Annotated in this window: 9 protein-coding genes; 5 read left to right on the forward strand and 4 right to left on the reverse strand. The window is 55.9% G+C overall.

The window, feature by feature from the left end:
- Positions 1-159 precede the first annotated feature (159 nt).
- From EI290_RS17300 to parS, 3 genes are all read right to left on the reverse strand, one after another.
- Positions 160-1506 (reverse strand): L,D-transpeptidase family protein, encoded by a 1347-nt coding sequence (locus EI290_RS17300; RefSeq protein ID WP_221766276.1) that lies wholly within the window; start codon positions 1504-1506, stop codon positions 160-162.
- Positions 1507-1805: 299 nt separating this feature from the next.
- Positions 1806-2258, reverse strand: a complete 453-nt coding sequence (locus EI290_RS17305; protein ID WP_125432928.1) for an RES family NAD+ phosphorylase — start codon at positions 2256-2258, stop codon at positions 1806-1808.
- A gap of 108 nt (positions 2259-2366) precedes the next feature.
- Positions 2367-2819: a type II RES/Xre toxin-antitoxin system antitoxin gene (gene parS / locus EI290_RS17310; RefSeq protein ID WP_125432929.1), complete on the reverse strand. Its 453-nt coding sequence runs from the start codon at positions 2817-2819 to the stop codon at positions 2367-2369.
- A 145-nt stretch (positions 2820-2964) separates the two neighbouring features.
- Between parS and EI290_RS17315 the strand changes: the two genes are divergently transcribed.
- The 5 genes from EI290_RS17315 (at position 2965) to EI290_RS17335 (ending at position 10052) form a co-directional block, all read left to right on the forward strand.
- Positions 2965-3642, forward strand: coding sequence for an HD domain-containing protein (locus EI290_RS17315; RefSeq protein WP_125432930.1), 678 nt, complete (start codon positions 2965-2967; stop codon positions 3640-3642).
- Positions 3643-3658: 16 nt separating this feature from the next.
- On the forward strand, positions 3659-3901 hold the full coding sequence (locus tag EI290_RS17320; RefSeq protein WP_125432931.1) for a hypothetical protein: 243 nt from the start codon (positions 3659-3661) through the stop codon (positions 3899-3901).
- Positions 3902-4028: 127 nt separating this feature from the next.
- On the forward strand, positions 4029-6614 hold the full coding sequence (gene gyrA / locus EI290_RS17325; protein WP_125433046.1) for a DNA gyrase subunit A: 2586 nt from the start codon (positions 4029-4031) through the stop codon (positions 6612-6614).
- A gap of 87 nt (positions 6615-6701) precedes the next feature.
- Positions 6702-7844, forward strand: a complete 1143-nt coding sequence (locus tag EI290_RS17330) for a tetratricopeptide repeat protein (protein WP_125432932.1) — start codon at positions 6702-6704, stop codon at positions 7842-7844.
- Between the two features lie 1152 nt (positions 7845-8996).
- Positions 8997-10052: a hypothetical protein gene (locus tag EI290_RS17335; RefSeq protein WP_125432933.1), complete on the forward strand. Its 1056-nt coding sequence runs from the start codon at positions 8997-8999 to the stop codon at positions 10050-10052.
- Positions 10053-10224: 172 nt separating this feature from the next.
- Here the strand turns inward: EI290_RS17335 and EI290_RS17340 are convergent, their stop codons facing one another.
- The gene (locus tag EI290_RS17340) at positions 10225-11898 is read right to left on the reverse strand and encodes an ArnT family glycosyltransferase (RefSeq protein ID WP_125432934.1); all 1674 of its coding nucleotides are present in this window, start codon (positions 11896-11898) and stop codon (positions 10225-10227) included.
- Positions 11899-11981 lie beyond the last annotated feature (83 nt).

The following is an 11981-nucleotide window of genomic DNA, read 5'->3' on the forward strand; positions in this document are numbered from 1 at the left end:
CCAACGGTGCGCCGTGCTGGTGCGCAAGACCTGCTCGTTCAGTCGCTGCTTGGCCATGCACCACGTGCGCATTCAACTCGTCATTGACGAGCACAACCGACGATGCACCACAGCTTAGACCACCACCCAGTTAATAATATAGCTGCTCCCCCCCCCAGGTTATTGCGCAAATAATGCCAGGGCCAGGGCCGCGTCCTGGTGGTAAATGTCCGGCAGAAAAACCAGCTTGCCCTTATCGGTTTCGCAGGTATAGTACCGCAGATAAATTGGAAGACTGCGTTGCAGATCGAAGCGCTGCTTTTCGTGGGTTCGTACGCCCTGGAACATACTTGTCAGCTCCGGGGCCCGGCTCTCACGCCGGAGCAGATACTCGGCCAGGGCCAGCGGTTTTTCTACCCGCACGCAGCCGTGGCTCAGGGCCCGGTCGGGGCGGGTAAAAGCGCTGCGGGCGGGCGTATCGTGCAGAAATACGGTTTGCTGATTGGGAAAGTAAAATACCACGTTGCCCAGGGCATTGAACGTGCCGGCCCGTTGCCGGATAGCATAGGCGAATTTCTCCGGAGTCATCTTCTGCCAATTCACGCGCCAGGGGTTGATGAGCTTGCCCCGGCCATCGTAGAGGCGGTAGTGGTTGTCGTAGAGGTAGCTCGGGTCGCGCTGTAGTTCCGGCAGAAACTCCCGTACTGCAATGCTGTAGGGAACCCGCCACTCCGGGGCCACCACAAACACTGCAATGCGGCTGCTGAGCACCGGAGTAGGCATGTCGGGCTTGCCCACAATCACCTTATGGGTGCGCAGCACCTGTCCGTTGCGGATCAGCTGCAGACGGTAGGCCGGGATATTGACAATAGCATACTCCGAGTCGGCGGCGGGTTCCCAGCGCAGGCGCTCCAGGTTTAAGGCTACCCGGCGGAATCCGGCGGTGGTGTCCTGCATCAGGCGCAAGGAGTCAGCAGCCGAGGCGTGCAACGCGCTGGCCCAGGCTTTCTGCAGCAGTCGGTACCCCCGCCCCAGGGGCTGATGGCGCAGCAGGGCGGCGGATAGGTCGGGCGCTTGCAAGGCTTCATAGAGCTGCTCAGCCACCCGCACGGCCGTAACACTATCGGTGGGCGCCTGCATAAGGGTGTTTGGCTGCAGACGGCCTCGTTGCAGGTGCAGCAGATATTGCAGCAGTGCATCCGTAAGGCGCAGCTCAGAAAGGGCCAGCTGTTGTCCGCGGCCGCTAGCTTCATTTAACCGCAGAGAATCCGGCAAACTTTGTAAATCGGCCCAGGCGTAGCAATTTCGGTCCAGGCCCACTTCGGCGGCCCGGCCCAGCACTGCCAGTGCCTGCCGGGCCTGTGAGTTCCAGCCGGCGTCTTCCACCCAGTGGGTGGTAAAATCGTGCCGCGCGTAAAATGTGTGCGCTACGGCCCCACCCGTCAGGCCCAGCGCCTGGTACGTGGCCGCCGGGCCCAGCTTGCGGGTATCCAATAAACTCCGCAGCGAGGCCCGGGCCGTTAACACAGCGGCCGAAACAGCCTCCTCACTATGTTTTCCGGGATGAGCTTCCACGGACAACGCGCAGCCAGTGAGCAGGAGAATACAGACGGCAGACCGCACCATGCTTCTTAACCAGTTCATATGAGGCAGTGGTAAGAAGTGACGGAAAAAGCTGGCAGTACAGGTTTAGGGCATAGGCACTGAAAGGAATACGGGGCAAGGCAGCCCGGGTAGGGCTTGCCCGGATAATTTCGGAAAAAAACCGGGTATATCCAATTGCGTTGTCAAGCCCTGGGCTCCGGATGGCTGGACTTGCCGGGAGCTTATTTCAGGCGGGTATCGAAGGGGTGGGGCTCCAGGCTGATGGTGCGTAGCAGCCGGATGTGGTCGGGATGCAGTGGGTTGAACAGGTAATTCCACTCCGACGGCGCGTGGGCCGAGGGCACCCGCATCAGCCAGTACCGGCCCTCTTCCAGCCAGGCCTGCCCGATTTCGGCCAGCTCAGCCGGGTAGGGTACCTGCTGCCAGTTGGCGGGCAGGTCGGCAGCATCAATTTGCAATAGTGGCAGGCCGTCGGGAATTTCCAGGGTAAGGGCGAAGTAATTGCGCGGCAGTACCGGCGAGTTGGCCAATACCTCCAGCTTCGCCAACGACAGATGCTCGGCCGTGTACAGAATCTGGTGGCCTATCTTGTGCCAGCGCCCTCCGTAGTATAAGCCTCCCTGCCCGGAGGTATCCGAAATGTAAGGCGCCTTGCCCAGCCGGTATAGCAGCATGTTTTTAGTGAGCTGTTAGCTATTGGCTGGTAGCTATTAGCTGATAGCATCGTGCCTGATGGAAAAGCCAACAGCCAACAGCTACCAGCTAATAGCCTAAGAAAATGCCTACGAAAAATGCCCGTGCTCAATCCGGCCGAGCACATCCTGCACCTGGTTGCGGCCGATAACGGAATGGAGCAGGTGTTTGGGCTTGCGGCCGCCCAGGGCCGGCACCGGGGAGTTCAGCCAGAAGTGCAGGTCTTCCTCATCCTCAAACACCTCCATGCCCTTGGCCAGCACGGCCGAAAGCTGAATGGCTTTTTCGCCTTCGTCCAGGGTGAGAGGTTTACGGCTTTGTTCGCGCCGGGCCAGGGTGCTTTCCGATACGCCCAGTACCACGCTCATTTCTTTGTTGGAAAACCCCAGATGCTGCTGCAGTACCCGTATGGCCCGCACCGAGAGGCCCTCAATGGCCACGCCCAGCAGGTCCATCTCGTTGCGCACCAGCTGCGGAATAACGGCCGGACCACCCATCAGGTCCACCATGCTGGCCACTGCTGTTTTACGAAGAACTGTCATTTGAATAACTTTTGCTCGTCATTTGACGGCAATATACGCAGCAACGACGAAACCGGCTGTAATAATTCCCGCCCTGCTTGCGCTTTCGGCAAGTGGGTGCCAAGGCCCGGAAGACAATATCTTTGCCTGAAACAATTCTGCCCGCATGTCTTCTGTTTCCGAACAACCTCTTATTACTCGTACTGCCGAGTTCATCCGCGAGAAATTCCTGCACGAAGGTTCCGGCCACGACTGGGCCCACATCCGGCGGGTGTGGCAGGTGGCGCGGGCCCTGGCCCACAACACGCCCGGGGCCGATGCGCTGGTTACGGAGCTGGGCGCTCTGCTCCATGACGTGGCCGACTGGAAATTCCACGACGGCGACGAGGAAGCGGGCCCCCGGGCAGCCCGGCAGTGGCTGGAAAGCCAGCAGGCCCCCGAGGCGGTTATTGCCCGCGTGGAGGCCATCATCCGCGAAATCAGCTTCAAGGGCCTCGGGGTAGCTACGCCCATGAGCTCTATCGAAGGCGAGCTGGTGCAGGACGCCGACCGCCTCGATGCCATTGGGGCTATTGGCGTAGCCCGGGCCTTCGCCTACGGAGGGCACAAAGGTCGCCCCCTACACGACCCTGCCGTGCCGCCGGTGGAGCACGCTACCTTCGAGAGCTACAAGCAGAACACGGCCCCCACCATTAACCATTTCTACGAGAAGCTGCTGCACCTGCGCGAGCGGCTCAACACGCCCGCCGCCCGTCGGGTGGCAGAGGAGCGGCACGCCTTTATGGAGCAGTTCCTGCAGCAGTTTCTGCGCGAGTGGGAGGGGCAGGATGTGGCCCGATCCTAATTCCTATCTTTACCCCATGCGTTTTTCTTTCCCGTTCTCCCGGTTTTGGCTGCCCGTGCTGGTCCTCGCGCTGGCCGCTTCCTGCCGCACCTGTCCCATCGAATCCTGCCACACCCGCAAGGTGCATTTGCACGGCGGCAATAAGTTTCGGGGTCAGCCCTGGTTCAAGAAGCAGAACCCGGCCATCGGCGAGAAAATCAAGGTGCACAAGCAGGAAACCGGCAAGCATAACAACGACCGGAGCAAGACCCTGAAGTAGCCCCTAAATTGGGTTTTTACCTAGGTAAAGCGGGTTTTTTTGCCTATCTTGCAGACTTCATAAAGTTCACTCTCACGGGCTGTGAAGCTCCTCTTTATGGGGCGCTACAGCCGACTACATGCTCCCTATGGCGGAAGGCGAAAAGATCATTCCGATAAACATTGAAGATGAGATGCGTGGGGCCTACATCGATTATTCGATGTCGGTTATCATCTCCCGGGCTCTGCCCGATGTGCGCGACGGCCTCAAACCCGTGCACCGGCGCGTACTCTACGGTATGTCCGAGCTGGGCGTATCCTACAACAAATCCTATAAGAAGAGTGCCCGTATCGTGGGGGAGGTGCTCGGTAAGTACCACCCCCACGGCGACTCCTCGGTGTACGACACCATGGTGCGCATGGCCCAGGACTGGAGCCTGCGCTACCCGCTGGTGGACGGGCAGGGGAACTTCGGCAGCATCGACGGCGACTCGCCGGCCGCTATGCGCTATACCGAAGCCCGCCTCAAGCGCCTGGCCGACGAAATGCTGGGTGACCTGGACAAGGAAACCGTGGATTTCCAACCCAACTTCGACGACTCCCTGGAGGAGCCGTCGGTGATGCCGGCTAAATTCCCGAACCTGCTGGTAAACGGCACTACCGGTATTGCCGTGGGTATGGCCACCAACATGGCTCCCCATAACCTCACCGAAGTGGTGGACGGCATCGTAGCCTACCTGGCCAACCCCGACATCACCATTGCCGAGCTGATGGAGCACGTAACGGCTCCTGATTTCCCCACCGGCGGTATCATCTACGGGTACGAGGGCGTAAAGCAGGCCTTCGAAACCGGCCGGGGCCGGGTGGTAATGCGAGCCAAAGCCCACTTCGAAACCACCGCTTCCGGCAAGGAGCAGATTGTCGTGACCGAAATTCCCTACATGGTGAACAAGGCCTCGATGATTGAGAAGACGGCCGGCCTCATCAACGAGAAAAAAATCGAGGGCATTGCCGACCTGCGCGACGAGTCAGACCGGGACGGGATGCGCATCGTGTATGACCTGAAGCGCGACGCCATGCCCACGGTGGTGCTGAACAACCTGTTCAAGTACACCCAACTGCAGTCGTCCTTCGGCGTGAACAACGTGGCCCTGGTGAAAGGCCGGCCCATGACGCTCAACCTCAAGGATCTGATCCACCACTTCGTGGACCACCGGGCCGACGTGGTGGTGCGCCGCACCCGCTACGAGCTGGCCGAAGCCCAGAAGCGCGCCCACATCCTGGAAGGCCTGCTCATTGCCCTGGACCACCTGGATGAGGTAATTGCCCTGATCCGCGCCTCCCGCGACGGGGACGTGGCCCGCGCCCAGCTCATCGAGCGGTTCTCGCTGAGTGAGGTGCAGGCTCGCGCCATTCTGGATATGCGCCTCCAGCGCCTCACCGGCCTGGAGCGCGACAAGCTGATGCAGGAGTATAACGAGCTGATGCAGCTCATTGACCACCTGAAAGCCGTGCTGGCCTCCGATGAGATGCAGCGCGACATCATCCGCCAGGAGCTCATCGACATCAAGGACCGCTACGGCGACGCCCGCCGCACCAGCATCGAGTACGCCGGCGGCGACTTCTCCATGGAGGACATGATTGCCGACGAGAGCATGGTGATTACCATCTCCCGTGAGGGCTACATCAAGCGCACCGCGCTGGATGAGTACCGGGCACAGGGTCGGGGAGGAGTAGGGGCCCGCGGGGCGGCTTCCAAGCAGGATGACTTTACGGAGCACCTGTTTGTGGCCACCACCCACGAGTACCTGCTGTTCTTCACCGAGGCCGGCCGTGTGTTCTGGCTGAAAGTGTACGAAGTGCCGGAAGGAGGGAAGAACACCAAGGGCCGGCCCATTCAGAACCTCATCGAAATTCCACGCGAAGACAACGTGCGCTCGGTGCTGAACGTACGCGGCCTCCGCGACCCGGACTACCTCGACAACACCTTCCTGATGTTCTGCACCGAGCAGGGCACCGTGAAGAAAACGCCGCTGGAGGCCTACTCGCGCCCCCGTACCGCCGGCATCAACGCCATTACCATCAACGAGGGCGACCGGCTGCTCGACGTGCAGCTGCTCAACGGCAACTCGGAGGTGGTGTTGGCTTTGCGTTCCGGTCGGGCCGTGCGCTTCCCCGAGGAGAAAGTGCGCTCCATGGGCCGCACGGCCGCCGGGGTGCGTGGTATCACCTTGTCTGAGGAAATGGCCGACGACCGGGTAGTGGGTATGGTGTGCATTGATAAAGACAGTCAGGATGAGTTGCTGGTAGTTTCCGAAAACGGCTACGGCAAGCGCAGCCCGCTGGAGGAGTACCGCATCACCAACCGCGGCGGTAAAGGCGTGCGGGCCATGAAGCTCACCGACAAAACCGGCCAGTTGGTAACCATCAAATCCGTCAGCGACGCCGACGACCTGATGATTATCAACAAGTCCGGCATCACCATCCGCCTGCGCATGAGTGAGTTGCGTAGCATCGGCCGGGCTACCCAGGGCGTGCGGCTGCTGAAAATCAGTTCCGGCGACGAAATATCTTCGGTGGCTAAGGTGGCGGCGGAAGAGAAGGAAGCAGACGCGGATACGGACCTGTTTACGGCGTCGGACCCGAACGGGTCCCCGCAAGGCGAAGGTCCGGCGGCTTCCCCGGATACAGACCTGACCGACCTTACGGACCCGGATTTAATCAGCGCTAATTAACTTGCGACGGCAGAACTCGGAAACGGGTTCTGCCGTTTGTCTTGCAATTCCTTTCACTTTACCTGTACATTCTTCAGTAAAACTCCCATGAAGAAGACTCTGTTGACTCTCGTGGCCGCTGCCGCACTCCACACGGCATCCGCCCAGAACTCGGCTGTTACCAATGCTATTCTTTACCAGCGCCAGGGCACGCTGGATAAGGCTCGTACCGAAATAGATAAGGCTATTACGAATGAGAAAACTCAGGGTAAAGCCAAAACCTGGTATACGCGCGGTGAAATCTACGAAGGCATGGTGGCTAGTCCCATTTACGGGAAGGCGTTGCCTGCCGGTGAGGGAACTAAAACCGCTTTTGAATCTTATTCCAAGGCAGTTAGCCTGGAAGGGAAAGACAGTGAGTACGGCAAAATGGCCACGGCCAAGCTGGACGGCCTGTATGGGCTAGCCCTGAACGCCGGCGTAGAAAGCTACAATGGCAAAGACTTCGCTAAGGCAATTGAATCGTATAAGATGGCCCAGCAGATTCGTCCGCAGGACTCCACAGCGTATCTGTATGCGGCCTATGCTTCTGAGGCTAACCAGGACTTTGCGGGTGCCAAAGAGATGTACAGCAAGCTTCAGGGTATCGGCTATAAGTCGCCCCAGATGTACGGCCGTCTGCTTCAGATTGCCCGCCAGGAAAAAGACAATGATGCCGCTATGAAAGCGGTACAGGATGCGCTGGCTGCCTACCCAACCAACAAGGGCTTTATGCTGGAGGAGCTGAACATGTACATCAGTGCCGGCCGCGGTAAAGAAGCTCTCGATAAAATTGACCGCGCCATTGCCGCTGACCCCACCAATTCCAATCTATACGCAGTAAAAGGGTCGATTCTGGACCAGGACAAGCAGCCTGCTAAAGCACTGGAAGCGTACCGGAAAGCAGTAGAAGTAGATCCGAGCAACTTCGACGCTAACTTCAACCTGGGCGTGTATAATTATAATAAAGGTGCTGATCTATTCACTAAGGCCAGTAAAATGAGCCTGGCGGAGTATCAGAAGAGTGGCAAGAAGTATGAGGCGGACGGAAAGAAATTCTTCCAAGAATCGATTCCGTACTTTGAAAAAGCACTGCAGATTCAACCCGATGATCGGTCAACGATATCGTCTTTGCAAAAAGCGTATCTGCGCGTAGGTCGCACTGCTGATTCAGAGCGAATGAATGCCAAGCTTGAAGGACTAAAAAAATAGAAAGCAACAATGCTTCCCATATAGTGGGGGAGTTAGTAAAAGCAGCCGGGTCATATGATCTGGCTGTTTTTTGAATACATTACTTAACATAATATAAATTATAAGACATAAATATATACGAGCAGATTAATCAGAGGATATGTTTTTCTGGCGTTTGTCAGTGTATCTACTATTTGGCTGATAGGTCGTGTTGTGCCAACCAAAATAACTACTGATGGAGGGTACTAATGATTTGTACGGCGGCATTTGTTCCAGGCAAATCTGAAGAATTTGACGTTGTATTCAAGGTTTAGTAACTCTAATACTTATATGTTAAGCCATCAGTTGCTAATAGGATATATGGAATCCGGAAGCTTGGCCTGACAATAACTTATAAAAAGTAAGCGAAATATAATTCCGAAATCTTGCCGGTGCACAAACTTTGCCAAGTACAGTTTAAGCTGTCACAGACAATTCCTTGTTTGATTTCGTCAACGTCAACTAGTCCACACCTGAGATTTCAGAAGTAGCTTAGGTAGCATCAGTTTTTGCCTCAGGTTGCATTATGAGAAGCAAGTAACCGAGCATAGTAGATAGTGAGCTTGAACGGGAATGAAACAGTCGGTTTGGATTGCATCAGAAAGCTAACTGATAACAGCGTAGTTGTTAATTGAGATGCGTCAGGGTCATAGGTTGGGAATATGTTGTTTGGTAATGACAAGGTTGAAGGAAGCTCCTACCCTTCTCATCTACAGTGAATATCGGTGCGCTGGTTTACTTAATCGATGGATTATGATAAATCCCATTGATTAAGAATACTAGGATTGAATGATTGACGAAATAACAGTCATAGCAGTGGGTCTATCAGACGCAGGTTAAATGAGGAGCTAGCAATCAAATACAAGAGGATATAAGCCTGTAGCTAATTAAAATAGACTAATCGACGGGTCAACCACCCCCCTATCACCCCAGGCCCCCTACGATAGAGGGTATTATTATATAATATTTAAAGTCATAGCATATTAATGTCTTAAAAAGTATATTTAAGTACAAAAGGTATATAATAGTTGAACTTTTTAATACTTTGTACTACTATTATATGCTCTTATACTTGTTTTCATGCTTACCTATATCGTATATTTACACTAGCCATCTACACCTAACAACCCGTTTATGCCGAAGACCATAGACTACCCTCGGACCTCTTACCAAGGTGCTTGGGAAGTAGCTGAAGTAGTTGATGATACCGGAGGTAAATGCGCCATTGAAACAGCTGCTCGCAAGCTCAACCGAAAAGTAAGTGGCTCTTTTAAAGCAATTATTGGGTCGGCCGTCAAGTTCGGTCTGCTCACCAGTAAACGAGAGTTCCTGACAACTACAAACCTGTTCCGCCGCATTAAGCATGCCTACGACAAACAGGAAGAGCGGATTTACCATCGTGAGGCCTTTCTGCACCCTCCTATGTTCAATCAGATATGCCGTAAGTTCCGGAACCGTGAACTGCCGGTCCATATGTTTGATGTAATGCTAATCCGTGAATTTGGCGTAGAAGAAATCAATGCCCAGGGAGTAGCCAAAGCATTTATTGACGGAGCACGTATGGCCGGGATTCTGGATGAAAACAATTTCATTGCCGACATTGACCAGCTGGCAGCCCAACAGACTCCCAGAAAGGAGCTGAGCCCTGGAGAGATGCCACCAAATTTGTTCCGGGGCAATTCGATAATATCTAGCCCAGCAGTGACACCCGCAGCATCAACACCTGCTTCTGTTCCACCGCCAACCGCGTCAAGTATATCTTCACAGGGTACTTATATACCAACCGTACCAGCCCCCCCGCGTACTCAGGATGCTATTTCTAACCTGTTTGGTTTAGATACCGATGATCTGGAGGAAGATGATTCTTCGCTTGGAGCAGAGGAACTTTCCTATCATCAGGGTCCTGAGGCTGTCTTTATACCGCAGGGCACAACCGCGGGCAGCAATTCCAACCACATTGCAGGCTCTGCTACCAATTCAGCACCAGTGAATTCACTACGTCCCTCGGTTGCTCCTATACCAAGTAGCGCTAACGGTGGAAACCGGGAAGCAGCACCGGAAACAGAGGTTCCTTTCTCAATCCGCATCCAAGGGCCAGGAATTGATACCCACCTTACTATTCAGGAAGCGGAAGACCTGGACGTAGTAGAAGTTCTGTTAAGGCAGATACGGCGACGCTTAACCATCTGATTGATGCCTTACCAACAAAAAGAGTCCGTCATTACCACGGTACTCTCCTGCCGTGGTAATGACGGACTCTTTTTGTTATCTTAATCTATCCTATGTCATTGATATATTATGTTAAGCTGGGTTTTAGTTAATTACTTGAAATACAAATCATTATCAGCTATGCTGCTAATTATCAAATTGGATCTAATCGACTTATCAACCAGTAGCCGGATTTTGTATCTCGGCCAAGCCAAAAACTATCTTGCTGGCTGATGCGGACCCAACGGGCCCATTCTGGCGGCAACTTCTTGTGTATTGCAGAGCCCGCCACAACGACTACCGGAGCTTTTAGCTGCTGCAGCGCAGCACTGGTAGGATGCCAAACCGGCACTGCCCTACCAGCCAGCCAGACCTGCTTTACGTGTAAGGTATCCAGGCTGCGCCATTGCCGGACCTGAGCAAACGCCGGACGGTCTGCTACCTCTTCCATATGACGCAGCCCAGCTGTGGCGTGGCGGGATTCCCAGGCCGGGTAAACAGGCATTAACAGCACTAGCACAGCACTCGTTATCAGCAACGTTGCTACGATAAGTCCCCCCGGCCGTACCCCCCGCAACAGTTGCAGTACTACCCCCACCGCCAGGGCCACAAATACGATGCTTACGCTCAAAAAGCGTAGTCCGCTGGGCTCAAACCCCGGTAGGTGTACCAGGAGTACTGCTACGGGCAGGGCAACGCACAGAGTGGCCAATAGCCACCCCCACCCCCGCAGCAACCACCCGTCGGGTGATGAGAGAGAGGTGGTTGGCTTCGCTTCCCAATAGCGCAGAAGTCCGGCTACCAGCAAAGCCAGCGGCGGCATCAACGGCAGCATATAACGCTCTTTCTTTTCGGGCACGATACTCAGCAGCAGCAGCCCCCCCATTACCCAGGCAAAGATCAGTAGATACGGGATGAAGGCGCGTAGGCGAGGACGGGCATACGGCACAACCAACGATGCTAAGGCGACCAAAGCCCACAGTCCGGTAAAGGCAAAGAAGGACCAGTAGTACCAGAAGGGTTGGACATGGCGGTCGGCCCAGGACGACATTTCGGTATGTGCTACCTGCCGGGCTACGGGGGCTACGTGCATCCAGATGTAGACCGGCCAACTGCCGCCGATGCCTAGCGCCAGCAGTGCGGCAGCCGCCGTAGCCTTGGCGCGCCGGGCCACCAGTTGGCGGTTATGGGGCTGCCTGATCAGATAAGCCCCCAGAAACGGCAGCAAGACCCCGTACACGGGCACAGGCCCCTTACTCAGGATGGCTAGCCCCATGAGCACGCCAGCTCCTATACATGAGCCAAAGCCTTGTGGGCGCTGCCAGCCCCGTACCAGCAGCCATACCCCTCCTACCATCAGGCTGTTGGCAAAAATATCCCACTGTCCTTCCCGTCCGGTGGTAATGACCAGCAGGCTACTGGCCAGCACCAACGCCGCCAACCAGGCTGTTCGGCCCGGCGCAGAGACTTCGGCGGCCTGGGTGCGGGTAAGCTCCAGGGCCAGCCCCCAGAAAAAAAGGACCAACAGGGTGGCAGCCAACGCCGCCGGCAGACGCAGAAGACCTAGCTGGGTGGTAGGACCAGTAAGTTGTTGCAGAGTGGCCACGGCCCAGGTGGGCAGCGGGGGCTTAGCCAAGCGCAGCTCTCCGTTCATGGTTGGAATCAGCCAGGAGCCCCCGGCCACCATCTCCCGGGCGGCCACAAAGTTCCGGGCCTCCATCAGACTGACCGCCGGCGCATCAGCATGAACAAAGAAGCTGCTGGCACACACCAGCAGCACGACGGCTAAACGCCCCCACCGGGACGCCACCAGTTGTGGTAGTAACATACAAGAAGGTAAGAGTCTAACAAACAACCTGGCATGGGCCCGGGTCTCGTCTGTTTGGGCTGTGTTGGGGATATGATGGGCTA

Origin of the sequence: Hymenobacter metallilatus, assembly GCF_003944705.1 — a bacterium.
Lineage (GTDB): Bacteria > Bacteroidota > Bacteroidia > Cytophagales > Hymenobacteraceae > Hymenobacter > Hymenobacter metallilatus.